We start from the raw sequence: 16,166 nt of genomic DNA, 5'->3' as shown, positions 1-16,166 counted from the left end.
TACGCCTCCGAGCGGAGGGGTTGACGTGGGGGAGGCCATGCGCTTTCGCGGGAAGCCGATCCGCCGGAAGATCGTGGCGCTGCTGCTGGTGCCGCTGGTGTCCCTCGTGTCCATCTGGGCATTCGCCACCTACATCACCAGCCGTGAAGCGGTCGACAAACTGACGGCCGCGAAGGTCATGGACAGGGTCGACCGTCCGGTCGGGGCAATCGCCCACGCCGTTCAGCTTGAGCGCCGCAAGACGCTCGTCTACCTCGCCGACCCGCGGCGTTCCGACGCCCTGTCCCAGCTGCAGAGTCAGCGGCGTGCCACCGACCGTGCGGTTGCCACGATAAAGGACGAGGCGGCCGACTCCGGACTCAGGGACGATCTGGGGCCGGGATCCAGGAAGCGGCTTGACGCACTGGTGGAGGCGCTGTCGGGGCTGGAGGAGACGCGCGACAAGGTGGAGCGGAACAACTTCTCGCGCGGCGGCGCCTTCCAGGCGTACAACGAACTCGTCGACCCCTGTCACCTCTTCCTCACCTCGCTCCACGGGCTGCACGAAGCCGATCAGGAGCGCCACGGCCGCGCCCTGGTCGGGATCATGATGGCGGGTGAGTACCTCTCGCGCGAGGACGCACTGATGGCCGCCGCACTCGCCGCGGGTGAGATGACCAGAGGCGACCAGCGCGCCTTCACCGACCGGATAGCCGAACGCAAGCTCACGCTGAGCACCAATCTGCAGCTCCTGCCCCCTGAGCACCGCGAGACCTTCCAGAGCTACTGGGACGGCACCGACGGACGCACCCTCAGCAGCTACGAGGACGCCATCATCACCGCGGGCCCCCGGGCCACCGAGGGCGTCGTCAACAGCGAGCGCTGGGAAGAGGCAACCTCGGCCGTCCTCGACGACATCCGGCGGATGGGCAGCGAGGCACGGCAGCACCATCAGGGCGACGTCGACCCACGGGCCATGAGCGTGCTGATCCGGGCCTCCGTCTTCGGCGTCCTGGGACTCCTCGCCGTGCTCGCCTCGCTCGTCATCTCCATCCGCGTGGGGCGCGGGCTGATCCGGGATCTGAGCAGGCTCCGCAAGGAGGCGAGCGACTCCGCGGGCTCACGGCTGCCGAGCGTGATGCGGCGGCTCGCGGCGGGCGAGCAGGTCGACATCGAGACCGAGGCGCCGCGGCTGGACTATCCGGCGGACGAGGCGGGAGAGGTCGGGCGCGCGTTGAACACGCTGCAGCGGGCCGCCGTCGAAGCGGCCGTCAAACAGGCCGACATGAGGCGCGGGGTCTCCGAGGTCTTCGTCAACCTCGCCCGCCGCAACCAGGTGCTGCTGCACCGCCAGCTCAGCCTGCTGGACACCATGGAGCGCCGCACCGAGGACACCGACGAACTCGCCGACCTCTTCCGGCTCGACCACCTCACCACCCGCATGCGGCGGCACGCCGAGGGGCTGGTGATCCTCTCCGGCGCCGCGCCCTCACGCCAATGGCGCAAACCCGTGCAGCTGATGGATGTCGTACGGGCGGCAGTCGCCGAGGTCGAGGACTACGAGCGGATCGAGGTCCGGCGGCTCTCCCGGCTCGCCGTGGACGGCAGCGCCGTCGCCGACCTCACCCATCTGATCGCCGAACTCCTGGAGAACGCCACCGTCTTCTCCCCGCCGCACACGGCGGTACAGGTGCTGGGCGAGCGGGTCTCCAACGGCTTCACCCTGGAGATCCACGACCGTGGGCTCGGCATGGCCGCCGACGCCCTTCTCGACGCGAATCTCCGGCTCGCCGAGACACCGGAGTTCGAACTCTCCGACACTGACCGGCTCGGCCTCTTCGTCGTCTCCCGGCTTGCGCTCCGGCAGGGCGTACGGGTCTCGCTGCAGCCCTCTCCGTACGGTGGCACCACCGCCGTGGTGCTGATCCCGGGATCGATCCTCACCGAGACTCCCGGGCGGGACGACGAGGAGCGCAGGTCCCTGTCGCGCGCCGACACGGGCGCGGACGGTGGCCCGGGCAACGCCGGGCGCGCCGTGCTCGCCCAGCTGCCGCTGGCGCGGCTGGAGAGCGGCACCGAACCCGGTGCCATGCTGAATGGTCCCGTCGAACTCGAGGCCCCGTTGGGAGAGGCCGACCGGGACCCTGACCAGAACGGCTCCGGGGGCCCCTTCGGCCGCCGGCACACCGACTCCGCACCGCCCGCCGACCCCCCACGGCAGGCACGTCCCCAGGCGCAGTCCGCTCCGCCCCAGGCACCGGACGGCGGTCCGGCACCGCTGCCGCGCCGCCGGCCCGGCGCGCCGGTACTGGTCTCCGACCACGGCCGGCCCGTCGGAGCGGGCAAGCGGCGGCCGGAGCGCTCCGCCGGTGCCCCCTCGGAGCAGGGCGAGGAGGAGAACCGGCAGCGGGGCCCGCAGCGAAGCCCGGCCTCTCCGGTATCCACTCCGGCCTCCGGCCCCGTAACGTCCCGTCCGGACACCCGCGACGGCCCGGACACGGTGGGCGGGCTGCCCCGCCGGGTACGCCAGGCCAGCCTCGCCCCGCAGTTGAGGAACGAGACGGACACCGGTGAGATCCCGTCCGGCACCGGTTCCGGACCGGCTCCGGCAGCGCCGGACGACCGCGACGCGGACGAGGTGCGCAGCCGGATGGCCTCGCTGCAGCGCGGCTGGGAGCGCGGGAGGCGGCAGAATGACGACCCGTCGGGAGACGGAGCGGAAGAGACAGCACCACGAACAACTCCTGAGGGGAAAGGCCGATGACCGCATCGAAGGCCACCGCACACGCCACGGCGTCGAGTGCCGAGGCTCCAGCCGCCGCAGGCGCCGGTGACAGCGCGGGCGAGCTGAACTGGTTGCTGGACGAACTGGTCCAGCGGGTGGGCAGCATCCGCAGGGCCCTGGTGCTCTCCGGCGACGGACTCCCCAAGGGCACGTCGCGTGGTCTGACCCGCGAGGACGGGGAGCATCTCGCCGCCGTGGCTTCCGGCTTCCACAGCCTGGCCAAGGGCGTCGGGCACCACTTCGAGGCGGGAGGTGTCCGTCAGACGGTGGTGGAGCTGGACCAGGCGTTCCTCTTCGTCACCGCCGCCGGAGACGGCAGCTGTCTGGCCGTGCTGGCCGACGCCGACTCCGATGTCGGCCAGGTCGCCTACGAGATGACCTTGCTGGTCAAGCGGGTCGGCGCACATCTGAGCACCGCTCCCCGCTCTGGCCTGTCCGGCGGAAGCTGACGGGACGGGCCATGACCGACCGCTGGTTCGACGACGCGGCAGGCCCGGTGGTACGGCCGTACGCGATGACACGCGGCCGTACCCGTGGCACTACCGACGCGGCGCAGCTCGATCTGATCGCGCTGGTGATCGCCGAGGGTTCGCTTGCCGACCGGGCCGACGACCACCACAGTTTGGCGCCGGAACACGTCGACATCGTCATGCTGTGCCGCCGGACCCCCCGGTCCGTGGCGGAGCTGGCGACCGAACTGGACCTGCCGGTGGGGGTCGTGCGCGTCCTCATCAGCGATCTCATCGACGCGGAGCTGGTCCGCGTCACCCGACCCGTGCCGCCGGCCGAGCTGCCGGACGAGTACATTCTGCGCGAGGTGATCGATGGTCTTCGGGCGCTCTGAGCGAGGCCGCCGCGAGGGCGCGGCGGCGGCCCAGGATCCGGTGGCGTTGAAGCTGCTGGTGGCTGGGGGTTTCGGCGTGGGCAAGACGACCCTGGTCGGGGCGGTCAGCGAGATCAAGCCGCTGCGTACCGAGGAGGCGCTCACCGAGGCGAGCCGGCCGTACGACGACACCGAAGGCGTGGAGACCAAGACCACGACGACGGTGGCCATGGACTTCGGCCGTATCACCATCAACGAGAACCTGGTGCTCTACGTCTTCGGCACACCGGGCCAGGACCGGTTCTGGTTCCTGTGGGACGAGCTGGCCCAGGGTGCCCTGGGCGCCGTGGTGCTCACCGACACCAGGCGTCTGGAGGACTGCTTCGCGGCGATCGACTACTTCGAACGGCGCGGCATCCCCTTCACCGTCGCCGTCAACTGCTTCGACGGCGCCGACCGCTATCCGGTCGAGACCGTACGCAGGGCGCTCGATCTGGGGCAGACGGTGCCGGTGCTGCTGTGCGACGCGCGACAGCGCGAGTCCGTGCGTGAGGTGCTGATCTCGGTGGTCGAGCACGCGATGCGGACGGGGGCGGCGAACGGCGGCGGGCCCGCGGACTGAGAAACCCGGGCTCACCGCCCCCGCCGTCGTCAGGCTCAGCCCCGGGAGCCGTTCTCCCGGTGCCAGCCGAAGCTTCGCTCCACCGCCATGTGCCAGTTCGCGTACTCACGCTCCCGCGTCCCGGCGTCCATGCGCGGGGACCACTCCTTGTCGCGCTTCCACTGCGCGCGCAGCTCGTCCAGCCCGGACCACACGCCGGTCGCCAGCCCAGCGGCGTAGGCAGCGCCCAGACAGGTCGTCTCCGCCACCACGGGACGGATCACCGGCACCCCGAGCACATCTGCCTGGTGCTGCATGAGCAGGTTGTTCACCGTCATGCCGCCGTCGACCTTGAGCGTGGTGATCGGGACGCCGGAGTCCTGGTACATCGCGTCCACCACCTCCCGGGTCTGCCAGCTCGTCGCCTCCAGGACCGCCCGCGCCAGATGTGCCTTGGTGACGAAGCGGGTGAGGCCGGTGATGACGCCCCGCGCGTCCGAACGCCAGTACGGGGCGAACAGGCCGGAGAAGGCAGGCACGATGTACGCCCCGCCGTTGTCCTCGACGCTCGCCGCCAGCGGCTCGATGTCGTCGGAGGCGGAGATGATGCCGAGCTGATCGCGGAACCACTGCACCAGGGCGCCGGTGATCGCGATCGAGCCCTCCAGGCAGTACACCGGGGGCTCGCTGCCCAACTGGTAGCCCATCGTCGTGAGCAGGCCGTGCTGGGAGGCGACCGGCTGGGTGCCGGTGTTCAGGAGCAGGAAGGAGCCCGTGCCGTAGGTGTTCTTCGCCTCGCCCACGCCGTAGCAGGTCTGGCCGAAGACCGCCGCGTGCTGGTCGCCGAGCGCCGACGCGACCGGTACCCCGGCGAGTGGGCCGACCGCGTTGCCGTACACCTCGGCAGAGGACCTGATCTCGGGCAGCAGGGCCTCGGGCACGTCCATCGCGGCCAGGATCGAGGGGTCCCACTGGAGGGTCTCCAGGTTCATCAGCATGGTGCGTCCGGCGTTGGTGACGTCGGTGACGTGCACTCCGCCGTCCGTGCCACCCGTCAGGTTCCAGATCAGCCAGGAGTCCATGGTGCCGAAGGCGATCTCCCCGGCCACGGCCCGCGCCCGCAGGCCGGGCACCTGGTCCAGCAGCCAGGCCACCTTGGGACCGGAGAAGTAGCTGGCCAGCGGCAGCCCGGTGCGGTCGCGGAAGCGGTCCTGGCCTTCGGTGCCGCCGAGCTCCTCGCACAGCCCCACGGTGCGGGTGTCCTGCCACACGATCGCGTTGTGTACCGGTTCTCCGGTCCTCCTGTCCCACAGGACCGTGGTCTCCCGCTGGTTGGTGATGCCCAGCGCGCTGAGCTCGCCGGCGTGCAGTCCCGCTCTGGCGAGCGCGCCGGTCACCACCGCCCGTACGGTCGCCCAGATCTCGGCGGCGTCATGCTCCACCCAGCCCGGACGGGGAAGGATCTGGCGGTGCTCACGCTGGTCGACGGCGACCGGGACGCCGTGCTGGTCGAAGATGATGCACCTGCTGGACGTGGTGCCCTGGTCGATTGCCGCGACATACGAGTCCGTCATGATCACGTCCCCTTACTCGGCTGCTCAGCTGCTCGGCTGCTCGGCTACTCGGATGAAATTCGGGTGGGGTGGGAGTCGGTGCTCTTCACGTGCTCGGTACCGCGTGCCTCAGAAGGCGGCGTTGTAGACGCCGGCCCCGATGATGCCGCCGATGACCGGACCTGCCACCGGGATCCAGGAGTAGCCCCAGTCCGAGGTGCCCTTGTTGGGGATCGGCAGAATCGCGTGGGCGATACGGGGGCCCAGGTCGCGGGCCGGGTTGATGGCGTACCCGGTCGGACCGCCCAGGGAGAGGCCGATGCCGGTGACCAGCAGGGCGACCATCAGGATCTGGGTGCCCGACTCGCCGAGGCCCGTGTCCAGCCCGAATGCCAGCAGCGGCAGCACCAGCGCGATGGTGGCGATGATTTCGGTGATGAGGTTGGCAGCCGGGTTGCGGACCGCCGGGATGGTGGAGAAGTTCACCAGCGTCGGCTGCGCGTGCTCCCGGTCGGCGTTGGCCGCGAACTGAGAGTAGTAAGCGGCCCATGTCAGCACGGCGCCGAGGAAGGCGCCGATGAACTGTCCGCACAGATAGACCGGCACCTTGCTCCACTCGCCGCTCTCGACGGCGATCCCGAACGTCACAGCCGGGTTGATGTGCCCGCCGGACAGGGGAGCGGCGGTGTAGGCACCCGCCAGGACTCCGAAGCCCCAGCCGAAGGAGACGGCCACCCATCCGGCCCCCTTCGCCTTGGAGTGCGGCAGGTTCACGGCGGCGACGACGCCTACGCCGAACAGCACCAGGATCGCCGTGCCGATGATTTCGCCGACGAAGATGTCCCCGTTTGAGAATTGCTCCATGACGGCTCCTTACTGGCTCTTCCGTCCACACTCCGCCCTCCGTGGCGAGCGTGCCGGAAGTGTTCATCTGACCCGATGAACCGTCAAGATGATGGACGACGCGGATCGTGGCGCGGATATTGCGCCGACCGGGGGATGCGAAATGGAGTGTCATCGCCACGTCACCACTTCTGCATCTCCGTCACAGGGGCACCGGGAATGAACCGGGGCCAAGGAAGCGACGTCCCTTACCCATGACGGTGGCACGGGACCGACGGGGGTGGTCCCGGCCACCGTCGTCACCGTTCATCGTTCAACCGGGAAGTCGAAGTACGTGTCCGGGAAGGTCTCCGGCTCGTAGGTGTAGTGCCACCACTCGGCGGGGTAATTCCGGAAACCCGCCCTCTCCAGCCCACGCTTCAGCAGAAGCCGGTTGGCGCGCTGCCGGCCCGCGACACGCTCGTCCAGCGTGCGGGAGAGCGGGTCGAAGCAGTCGTACCCGGTGCCCATGTCGACCGAGTTGTCGGGGAAGCGCTCCTCGCGCGGCGCGATACACGGGACCAGAGGCTCGCCCGGCACATACGGCCGGGTCGGCGGTGCAGGAAGTTCCACCAGGGTCAGATCGACCGTGCTGCCCCGGCTGTGCCCGGACTTCGCCGCGATGTAGCCGTCCGCGAGCAGCTGCGACTTGTCGACCCGGGGGTAGAACTCCCGCTTCAGCCCTGACCGATCGCCCGTGTCTCCGGCCCAGCGGACGAACTCGTCCACCGCGCGCTGCGGGCGGTAGCAGTCGTACACCTTCAGCGTGTAGCCCCGCTTCAGGAAGTGCCGCTGCGCCTCCCGCAGCGCACGGGCCGCGTCGACCGTCAGGAGGCACAACGGCCTGCGGTAGCCGTCGACGCGCGCGCCCGTGAAGTTGTGCCGGGTGAAGTAGCGGATCTCCTGCCGGACCGTCGGTGCCGCCTCGCGCAGCGACACGAAACCGGCGGGCAGCCGGGCTGCGGCCGGCGTCCGCGGTGCGGAAGCGGCCCCCTGCGGCGACGGCGGCGCCATGACCAGCGCGCAGACCAGCGCCAGCACGGCGGCGGCGCGCCCGCCCCTGAAACCAGTGACAGCCATGGCCACTGCTCTATCAGCCGCGCACCCGCACCGGGTAGACCACCGGCGTCCCGTCCTCGCGTGTCACCACCGTTTCCGCCCCGTGCATCCGTACGGTCAGCCGCTCCACCAACGGCCGCTGCCAGCCTTCCCCCGCATCGCTGATCACCAGCCCGCTTCCGGTGCGCCCCGGCGCGGGTGCCCACACCTCCAGCTCCGTCCCTCCCTCCGCTCCCGCCACCGGGATCGCGGCACCGGCCCGCGCCAGCACCGGGATCCGCGCCGGCGGCGCCGCGATCTCCACCCGTGCCGGTCCCTCGTACGCCTCGCCCGTCGCCGTGTCGTACCAGCGCCCGCGCGGCAGCCGCACCGTACGCCGCACCACGCCCTGCTCCAGTACGGGTGCCACCAGCAGCGCGTCCCCCAGCAGAAAGGCGTCGTCGCAGTCCCGCAGCGCCCGGTCACGCGAGTGCTGCCACCACAGCGGCCGTGCGTACGGGGCACCCGTGCGGTGCGCGAGATGGGCGAGCGTCACCAGATAGGGCAGCAGCCGCTCCCGCCGCTCCAGCGCCGCGCGCGCACCCTCCAGCACCTCGGGCCCGAACTCCCACGGCGCGCGCCGCCCCGCACCCTTCGCCGAATGAGTGCGGAAGAGCGGCAGATAGGCCCCCAACTGGAACCACCGCAGATACAGCTCCGGCGACGGCGATCCGGTGAACCCGCCGATGTCCGGGCCCGAGTACGGCACGCCGCACAGGCCGAGCCCCAGCACCAGCGCCAGCGAGGCGCGCAGCCCCGGCCAGTCGGCCCGTACGGCCCCCGACCAGGCACCGCCGTACCGCTGCATACCCGCCCAGCCGGAACGGGAGAACAGGAACGGCCGTTCCGCCGGACGCAGTTCCCGCAACGCGTCATGACCGGCCCGTGCCATCGCCAGCCCGTACACGTTGTGCGCCTCCCGGTGGTCGCCGCCCCGCCCCTCCAGGGCGTGCCGGGCCGAGAGCGGCAGCGTCCGGTCAGCCAACGCGGCGAACGAGGCGAACGAGACGGGCTCGGCCTCCCGCGTGTACAGCCCGCCCCACCACTTGCGCACCCCCGGGTCGGTGAAGTCGGGGAAGACCTTGCGCCCCGGCCAGACCGCCCCCCGCACCTGACGCCCGCGCGAGTCCCGTACGAAGACGTCGGCCGCCGCGCCGCTGTCGTAGACCGCGCTGCCCGGCTGCACCCGCACCGCCGGATCCACGACCGGCACCAGCCGCACGCCCCGCTCCCGCAGTTCCGAGGCGAGCTCGGGCAGCCGGGGAAAGCGGTCGCGGCCATCGGCGAAGAGCCGGTGGCCGTGGTGGTCGTCGATGTCCAAGTGCATCGCATGCAGCGGCAGCCCGTGCTCGCGGTAGCCGTCGGCTGTCCGGCGGACCTCGTCGACCTGGCGAGCCTCCGCGCCCGAACCCCACCGCGCGTGCTGATGGCCCAGCGCCCAGTCGGGCGGCAGCGCGGGCGCCCCGGTGAGCGTCACCCAGCCGTGCAGGATACGGGCCGGCGGACCGGTCACCACCCAGTACCGCAGCGGCCCGCCGCTCATCCGCACCTCGCAGCGGCCCGGCCGGTCATGCCCGGAACCAGCCCCCTCGCTGCCCTGACGCAGCGTCACCCGCCCGTCCCAGGTGTTGTCATGGAAGACCAGATGGCTGCCCACGTCCGCGACGACCAACTGCACCGGCATCGTGAGGGAGAGCGGGTCCGGGCCCTTGTCAAAGGTGCCCGGGCCGGAGTTCCAGAGCCGGTAGGCGCCGTCCGGGAGCCGCGGCCCCACCGCCCTGCCGCCGAGCCCGAAGAACCGCGCGTCCGGGGTCACCTGCGAGCGCTGCGCCCAGTGGCCCCCCGCCGTGCCGTCCGCGGGCTCCCACCAGCGCGGCGGCAGCTCGCGGCGCAGCATCACCCCGCCGGGCGTGCGCACCTCGACCCCGCCGTGCCGCGAGACGGTCACCATCACCCGCTCGGAGACCACCCGCCAGCCGCCGTTCTTGTCCGGCTCCAGCCCGGCCCGCGGATCCGCCTCGGGGCACGGCCCGGCCAGCGCGTACGACGGCTCCGGCGCGGCTCCGTCCCAGCCGCAGAAGACCGCGCCGCCGACCGCCACCCGTACCCGCAGGGACGAGCGGGCGAAACGGATCACCCCGCCGCCGGGCGATGGCTCCGCACCCAGCGCCGCGCCGGGCACCCGGGCCCGTTCGGCACGCGGACGGGGCAGCCCGGCCGCGTCCGTACGGTGCCGCCGCCACGCCTCGCGCATGGTGCGCACCCCCAGAGGCGTACCGACCGCCCTCACCGACCGCACCAGGCCACGTGCATCCATGCTGCTCAGCCTGCCACCGACACCGGCAGGGGGCGGTGGCGTTCAACTGTCGTTCACCAGGGCGCCGCCGGTTCGCCGCACACCGCCGCGGTTCTCCGCTTGCCTGCGGCAAATGCGGCGAAAGGCCGGACGAGCGCCGCCGGTGCCGTCCGCCCTGGTGCCGGCAACGATCACATGGCATCGTCCTGCCCAGCCGACGCGTCACGCGCACACCCCCGCCCGTGCGTGGACGGCGAAGCGCACGATGACTCACACCAAGACGCACACGACGCGTACAGCCGGGAGCCGCCATGACCGCAGCACACCGCACACCGCAGCCGTCCGCCCCGGAGCCACTCTGGCGGCCCGGCCCCGACCGGATCGGCAGGGCCCGGATCACCCGCTTCCAGGGGTGGGCCGCCGAACACCACGGCGCTCCCGCCGCCGTACCGGGCGCCGGCCCCGCAGCCGACTACGCGGCGCTGCACCGCTGGTCCACGGAGGATCTGCCCGCCTTCTGGCAGGCCGTCGCCGAGTGGTTCGACGTACGGTTCTCCAGCCCGTACGAGAGTGTGCTCGGCGACACCGCGATGCCCGGGGCCACGTGGTTCCCCGGCGCCACGCTGAACTACGCGGAAGCGGCGCTGCGCACCGCCGAAGATCCCACCCGCGCGGCGGAGGCGGCCCTGCTGCATCTGGACGAGACCCACGACCCGGTGCCCGTCAGCTGGGCCGGACTGCGTCGCCAGGTGGGCTCCCTCGCGGCCGAGCTGCGCAGGCTCGGCGTACGCCCCGGCGACCGCGTCAGCGGCTACCTCCCCAACATCCCGCACGCCGCCGTCGCGCTGCTGGCCACCGCAGCCGTCGGCGGCGTGTGGACCTCCTGCGCACCCGACTTCGGCGCCCGCAGCGTGCTGGACCGCTTCCAGCAGGTGGAACCGGTTGTACTCTTCACCGTCGACGGCTACCGCTACGGCGGCAAGGAACACGACCGCACCGCGACCGTGGCCGAACTGCGCCGCGAGCTCCCCACCCTGCGCGCCGTCGTCCATGTGCCGCTGCTGGGCACCCCCGCACCCGAGGGCGCCCTCGAATGGGACGTGCTCACCGCCGCCGACGTGGAACCGGTCTTCGAACAGGTCCCCTTCGACCACCCCCTGTGGGTGCTCTACTCCTCCGGTACCACCGGCCTGCCCAAGGCCATCGTCCAGTCACAGGGCGGCATCCTCCTCGAACACCTCAAACAGCTCGGGCTGCACTGCGACCTCGGGCCGGGCGACCGCTTCTTCTGGTACACGTCCACCGGCTGGATGATGTGGAACTTCCTCATCTCCGGACTGCTGACGGGCTGCACGGTCATCACCTACGACGGCAGCCCCGGCTACCCCGACACGGCCGCACAGTGGCGCATCGCCGAACGCACCGGCGCCACCTTCTACGGCACTTCCGCCGCCTACGTGATGGCCTGCCGCAAGGCCGACGTCCGGCCGGGCCGCGACTTCGATCTCCGGGCCCTCAACTGCGTCGCCACCACCGGCTCCCCGCTCCCGCCCGACGGCTTCCGCTGGCTGCACGACGCGGTCGCCGAGGACCTGTGGATCGCCTCCGTCAGCGGCGGTACGGACGTCTGCTCCTGCTTCGCCGGGGCGGTCCCCACCCTTCCCGTCTACACCGGTGAGCTTCAGGCCCCCGGCCTCGGCACCGACCTGCAGGCATGGGACCCGGCAGGCCACCCGCTCGTCGACGAGGTCGGCGAACTGGTCGTCACCAACCCGATGCCCTCCATGCCGCTGCGCTTCTGGAACGACCCCGGAGGCGTCCGGTACCACGAGAGCTACTTCGACACCTACCCCGGAGTCTGGCGGCACGGCGACTGGACGACCCTGACCAGCCGAAACACCGTGATCATCCACGGCCGCTCGGACTCCACCCTGAACCGCCAGGGCGTCCGGATGGGGTCGGCCGACATCTACGAGGTGGTGGAGCGGCTGCCGGAGATCCGCGAGTCCCTCGTCATCGGGGTGGAACAGGAGGACGGCGGCTACTGGATGCCGCTCTTCCTCCACCTCACGCCGGGGGCGGCCCTGGACGACGCCCTCCGTGACCGGGTCAAGCAGTCAATCCGCAAGGAGCTGTCACCTCGGCACGTCCCGGACGACATCATCGAGGTCCCCGGCGTGCCGCACACCCTCACCGGAAAGCGCCTGGAGGTCCCCGTCAAGCGCCTGCTCCAGGGAACGGCACTGGAGAAGGCCGTCAACACCGGCTCGGTGGACGACGCCGCGCTGCTCGGCTTCTACCAGCGGCTGGCCGAGGAGCGCCCCTCCTGAACCCCGCGTGATCCCCGGCGCCGACCCCGTTGTCAGACCCCCCGATTACGGTGAGTGAGCAAGTCACCCATGAGGGGACATGAGGGGATGAGGGGAGCAGTCATGGCACACACCAGGAACCGCAAGCGGAGGGCGTACCGCAGGCTCCGCCGCGAGGCGCCGAGCACCGTCGCCGTGCTCGCGGAGCCGGGGGACTTCGCGACGATGAGCAGCAGGTACCGGTCCTTCACCTTCGACGACCACGAGGCGTACCTGCGGCAGACCGAAGTGCTGCTGCGCTCCCTGACGGACCAGGGGGTGCACACCCGTGTCGCCTGCTTCGACGCCGCCGACTACGCGCTGTACTGCGAGGAGGAGCAGCTGGATCCCGACACCGCTGCCAGCCGCACGCGCTACACCGCGGAGGTGGCAGCCGCCGGATTCACCGTCCCCTACGGGGGCGAGACCATCGGCCGGCTGGTCCCGCTGCTCCTCGGCGCCCGGGAGCCCGCACTCACCTGGGAGGAGGTCACCGCCCTGATCGCCTGCGCAGAGCCGGGCGACGCCGGCACGCCGGAGTCTCCCGCCGATCCGCAGGAGTACGGAGAGGCCGTGTTCCGCCGGGCGGTGGAGGCGCTGGGCTTTCTGCTGGAGGCCGCCGGCCCCGGGGTCCACCACCTGGTGTGCAGCGTCAGCGCTCCCGACGCACCGCTGAGCGCGGCGCTCCGAGCCGAGCGGCTCCCGGAGGGCGGGCTGAGCCTCCGGGACCCGGAGCCGCTGCTGCTGTGCGGAGTGCTGGCCGCGGGCATGGCCACGGACAGCCCGGGCGGTGTCGTCGTGCGCACCTGTCCGCACGAGGGCGGGAGCGAGACGGTCCGGGGCTGGCGGCTGCGGGGCGGCTGGCTGAGCCCGTTGAGCGAGGCCGAGGTGTTCTCCGCCTACTGCACCGACGCGGAGACGGGCGAGCCGGTCCCGCCGGAAGCGGGCGTCCGCTACCGGCCGGGCATCGCCCTGCCCCCGGCGTCCGGTGGCTCTGCCTGACCGCACGGAAGAAGGCCCGTGCGCACCGTTTTGCCATTCGGCGGTCGGTGCGCACGGGCCTTCGACGAACGGCCGGAATCACTCCCCGGACAGCACCGCCTGCGCGGCGGCCCGCGCCTCGGGCGCACTGTCGGCGGCGCGCGCGGCCGCAGCCGCGCGCTCGCACTGGGCGAGCGTGTGCTTGGCCAGCGTGGCGCGTACATAGGGGAGAGCCGAGGAGCCCATCGACAGGCTCGTCACGCCCAGCCCCGTCAGCACACACGCGAGCATCGGGTCCGCGGCGGCTTCGCCGCAGACTCCGCAGCTCTTGCCCTCCGCCTTCGCAGCGTCCGCGGACAGCGCCACCAGATCCAGCAGCGCGGGCTGCCACGGATCCTGCAGCCGGGAGAGCGCACCGACCTGACGGTCGGCGGCGAAGGTGTACTGCGCCAGGTCGTTCGTCCCGAGGGAGAGGAACTCCACCTCCTGGAGGACGGAACGCGCCCGCAGCGCGGCCGACGGGATCTCGACCATGGCACCGAACTTCGCCCGCAGCCCCGCCGCCCGGCACGCGTCCGCGAACGCCTTGGCGTCCGAGCGGTCCGCGACCATCGGCGCCATCACCTCGAGATAGACCGGCAGCCCCTCGGCCGCCCGGGCCAGCGCGCGCAGCTGGGTGTCCAGCACCTCGGCGTGGTCCAGGAGCGAGCGCAGACCGCGCACACCCAGCGCGGGGTTGGGCTCGTCGCCCGGTGTCAGGAAGTCCAGCGGCTTGTCCGCACCGGCGTCCAGCACCCGGACCACGACCCGGCCCTCGGGGAACGCCTCCAGGACCTGCCGATAGGCCGCGACCTGCTTGTCTTCCGACGGGGCCTTCGAGCTGTCGTCGAGGAAGAGGAACTCCGTACGGAAGAGACCGACACCCTCCGCACCCGCCTCCAGGGCGGCCTGTACGTCCGCCGGCCCGCCGACGTTCGCCAGCAGCGGCACCTTGTGCCCGTCGGAGGTCGCACCCGGGCCACTCGCCGCAGTGAGTGCGGCCTTGCGCTCGTCAGCCGCCGTCGACAGTTCGGCACGCTCCTCGGAGCTGGGGTTCACCACGACATCACCCGTGCTGCCGTCCACCGCGACGACCGTGCCCTCGGCGAGCTCACCCGCACCGGGCAGCGCGACAACGGCGGGAACACCCAGAGCGCGCGCCAGGATGGCGCTGTGACTCGTCGGCCCGCCCTCCTCGGTGACGAAACCGAGGACGAGCGCCGGGTCCAGCAGCGCCGTGTCGGCGGGAGCCAGATCCCGCGCGATGAGCACATACGGTTCGTCGCTGTCCGGCACCCCCGGCATCGGCACGCCCAGCAGCCGGGCCACGATGCGGTTCCGCACATCGTCGAGATCCGCCACCCGCCCGGCGAGATACTCACCGGCACCGGCGAGCAAAGCACGGTAGGCCGCGAAGGCGTCATAGACCCCGCGCTCGGCCGTACTGCCCACGGCGATCCGGCGGTCGACGTCGGCGAGCAGCTCCGGGTCCTGGGCCATCATGGCCTGGGCCTCCAGCACCGCCTGGGCCTCGCCGCCCGCCAGCTGCCCGCGGGCGGTCAGATCCGCCGCCACCGCGTCCACGGCCTGGCGGGCACGCCCCTGCTCGCGCGGGGCCTCGTCCGGCTCGATCTGCCGGGTCGGCGGCTCCAGCACCGCGGTGCCCATGTGCCGTGCCTCGCCGATCGCGACCCCGTGGCTCACACCCACGCCTCGAAGCGTTGTGTCCATTTCACCCGTCTCCGGTTTGATCCTGCGGCGCGTCCGCCGTACTTACCACCCTTGGTGCTCCTGTCCGGAGCAAGGGGTCACACCCAGTTGAACAGGGTCTTGCCGGGAGCGACGTCTCCCTCGTCCGCGAGATCCGTCAGCGAGTCGGCTGTGGCCTCGAGCGCGACGACGGGCGAGATCGGGGACTTCCCCGCCTCCTCCACCGCAGCCGGATTCCAGCGGACCACCGGGTCACCCCGCCGCACGGTGTCGCCCTTGGCGGCGAGCAGTTCGAAGCCTTCGCCGTTGAGCTGGACCGTGTCGATCCCGAGGTGAGTGAGCACGCCATGGCCCTCGGCGTCGACGATGACGAAGGCGTGCGGATGAAGAGAGACGACGATGCCGTCCACGGGTGCGACGGCGTCGGTCGGCTCACGGATGGGATCGACGGCGGTACCCGGCCCCACCATCGCGCCGGAGAACACCGGATCGGGCACAGCCGCAAGCCCGATGGCTCGTCCGGTCAGCGGGGACGTCACGGTGGTCATGGGAAGCCTCCCAGGGCGGGGTTTCGGTCAGCCGCCGCCACTACCTGTCCGGGACGGCGCACCGTTCAGAAGCGTAAGTCATGGGAAGAGACGATTCCGCACTGCCGTACGGCGCTGCTCCTTGCCCTCTGCCGGCCCGGCCCAACCCCCCGCCGCCCTACGGATTTGCCTCCCCCTGGCCCGGACTGTAGTGTCCTGACCCTGCCTCGGCGCCACAGGCGTTGGCAGTCTCCCGATCCACCAACTTCCTTCTGCAATATCACCCCAGTCGCTTTATGTCTGAGCGTCACAGGGTTTCGAGCAGAAAGAATTCTTCTGGTAGAGTCGGGAACACGAAATACCGAAGGGAAAGCCCGGAGGGTGCCGGAGACGGTAGCCAAAGGAAGCGTCCGTTCTTTGAGAACTCAACAGCGTGCCAAAAGTCAACGCCAAATGTTGATACCCCTGCTTCCGGCCTCCAGGCCGGGAGTGGTGGTTCCTTTGAAGTACAAAAGACAGCGAGGACGCTGTGAACAGTCGGATT

11 protein-coding genes and 1 pseudogene are annotated in these 16,166 nt (G+C 71.4%); 6 read left to right on the top strand and 6 right to left on the bottom strand.

Annotated features, from left to right (window positions below; all coding sequences use genetic code 11):
- The first annotated feature begins 37 nt into the window (after positions 1-37).
- From LHJ74_RS32415 to LHJ74_RS32400, 4 genes and pseudogenes are all read left to right on the top strand, one after another.
- The gene (locus LHJ74_RS32415) at positions 38-2,743 is read left to right on the top strand and encodes a nitrate- and nitrite sensing domain-containing protein (RefSeq protein WP_260221890.1); all 2,706 of its coding nucleotides are present in this window, start codon (positions 38-40) and stop codon (positions 2,741-2,743) included.
- On the top strand, positions 2,740-3,213 hold the full coding sequence (locus LHJ74_RS32410; RefSeq protein WP_260221889.1) for a roadblock/LC7 domain-containing protein: 474 nt from the start codon (positions 2,740-2,742) through the stop codon (positions 3,211-3,213). Before LHJ74_RS32415 ends, LHJ74_RS32410 begins: the two co-directional genes overlap by 4 nt.
- Positions 3,214-3,224: 11 nt before the next feature.
- Positions 3,225-3,608: a DUF742 domain-containing protein gene (locus LHJ74_RS32405; RefSeq protein WP_260221888.1), complete on the top strand. Its 384-nt coding sequence runs from the start codon at positions 3,225-3,227 to the stop codon at positions 3,606-3,608.
- Positions 3,589-4,182: pseudogene (locus LHJ74_RS32400) on the top strand (GTP-binding protein); the annotation flags it as partial. The gene LHJ74_RS32405 and the pseudogene LHJ74_RS32400, both read left to right, overlap by 20 nt.
- A 62-nt stretch (positions 4,183-4,244) precedes the next feature.
- Here LHJ74_RS32400 and glpK read toward each other — a convergent pair.
- From glpK to LHJ74_RS32380, 4 genes are all read right to left on the bottom strand, one after another.
- Complete coding sequence (glpK, locus tag LHJ74_RS32395; protein WP_260221886.1) at positions 4,245-5,762, bottom strand: glycerol kinase GlpK; 1,518 nt, start codon at positions 5,760-5,762, stop codon at positions 4,245-4,247.
- A 108-nt stretch (positions 5,763-5,870) separates the two neighbouring features.
- A complete protein-coding gene (locus LHJ74_RS32390) occupies positions 5,871-6,605 on the bottom strand; it encodes an MIP/aquaporin family protein (protein ID WP_260221885.1) in 735 nt (244 codons plus the stop codon).
- A gap of 285 nt (positions 6,606-6,890) precedes the next feature.
- Entirely contained in the window at positions 6,891-7,703 is an 813-nt protein-coding gene (locus LHJ74_RS32385; RefSeq protein WP_260221884.1) for a M15 family metallopeptidase, read from the bottom strand.
- Between the two features lie 13 nt (positions 7,704-7,716).
- The gene (locus LHJ74_RS32380) at positions 7,717-10,038 is read right to left on the bottom strand and encodes a glycoside hydrolase family 31 protein (RefSeq protein WP_260221883.1); all 2,322 of its coding nucleotides are present in this window, start codon (positions 10,036-10,038) and stop codon (positions 7,717-7,719) included.
- Between the two features lie 290 nt (positions 10,039-10,328).
- Here LHJ74_RS32380 and LHJ74_RS32375 point away from each other — a divergent pair, with 290 nt between their 5' ends.
- Positions 10,329-12,347: an acetoacetate--CoA ligase gene (locus LHJ74_RS32375; RefSeq protein ID WP_260221882.1), complete on the top strand. Its 2,019-nt coding sequence runs from the start codon at positions 10,329-10,331 to the stop codon at positions 12,345-12,347.
- 102 nt (positions 12,348-12,449) lie between these two features.
- The gene (locus tag LHJ74_RS32370) at positions 12,450-13,367 is read left to right on the top strand and encodes a DUF8829 domain-containing protein (protein ID WP_260221881.1); all 918 of its coding nucleotides are present in this window, start codon (positions 12,450-12,452) and stop codon (positions 13,365-13,367) included.
- A gap of 78 nt (positions 13,368-13,445) precedes the next feature.
- Here the strand turns inward: LHJ74_RS32370 and ptsP are convergent, their stop codons facing one another.
- Complete coding sequence (gene ptsP / locus LHJ74_RS32365) at positions 13,446-15,116, bottom strand: phosphoenolpyruvate--protein phosphotransferase (protein ID WP_260221880.1); 1,671 nt, start codon at positions 15,114-15,116, stop codon at positions 13,446-13,448.
- Between the two features lie 77 nt (positions 15,117-15,193).
- Complete coding sequence (locus LHJ74_RS32360) at positions 15,194-15,643, bottom strand: PTS sugar transporter subunit IIA (protein WP_260221879.1); 450 nt, start codon at positions 15,641-15,643, stop codon at positions 15,194-15,196.
- Between the last annotated feature and the right edge of the window lie 523 nt (positions 15,644-16,166).

The organism is Streptomyces gossypii (assembly GCF_025165795.1).
Taxonomy (GTDB): domain Bacteria; phylum Actinomycetota; class Actinomycetes; order Streptomycetales; family Streptomycetaceae; genus Streptomyces; species Streptomyces gossypii.
Note: the sequence above shows the minus strand (reverse complement) of the source record. Positions and strands in the feature narration are given on the sequence as shown.

Excerpts from the sequence above, each read along its gene's own strand:
- LHJ74_RS32415 (WP_260221890.1), top strand. The coding sequence starts at position 38 with ATGCGCTTTCGCGGGAAGCCGATCCGCCGGAAGATCGTGGCGCTGCTG.
- LHJ74_RS32410 (WP_260221889.1), top strand. The coding sequence starts at position 2,740 with ATGACCGCATCGAAGGCCACCGCACACGCCACGGCGTCGAGTGCCGAG.
- LHJ74_RS32405 (WP_260221888.1), top strand. The coding sequence starts at position 3,225 with ATGACCGACCGCTGGTTCGACGACGCGGCAGGCCCGGTGGTACGGCCG.
- glpK (WP_260221886.1), bottom strand. The coding sequence starts at position 5,762 with ATGACGGACTCGTATGTCGCGGCAATCGACCAGGGCACCACGTCCAGC.
- LHJ74_RS32390 (WP_260221885.1), bottom strand. The coding sequence starts at position 6,605 with ATGGAGCAATTCTCAAACGGGGACATCTTCGTCGGCGAAATCATCGGC.
- LHJ74_RS32385 (WP_260221884.1), bottom strand. The coding sequence starts at position 7,703 with ATGGCTGTCACTGGTTTCAGGGGCGGGCGCGCCGCCGCCGTGCTGGCG.
- LHJ74_RS32380 (WP_260221883.1), bottom strand. The coding sequence starts at position 10,038 with ATGGATGCACGTGGCCTGGTGCGGTCGGTGAGGGCGGTCGGTACGCCT.
- LHJ74_RS32375 (WP_260221882.1), top strand. The coding sequence starts at position 10,329 with ATGACCGCAGCACACCGCACACCGCAGCCGTCCGCCCCGGAGCCACTC.
- LHJ74_RS32370 (WP_260221881.1), top strand. The coding sequence starts at position 12,450 with ATGGCACACACCAGGAACCGCAAGCGGAGGGCGTACCGCAGGCTCCGC.
- ptsP (WP_260221880.1), bottom strand. The coding sequence starts at position 15,116 with ATGGACACAACGCTTCGAGGCGTGGGTGTGAGCCACGGGGTCGCGATC.
- LHJ74_RS32360 (WP_260221879.1), bottom strand. The coding sequence starts at position 15,643 with ATGACCACCGTGACGTCCCCGCTGACCGGACGAGCCATCGGGCTTGCG.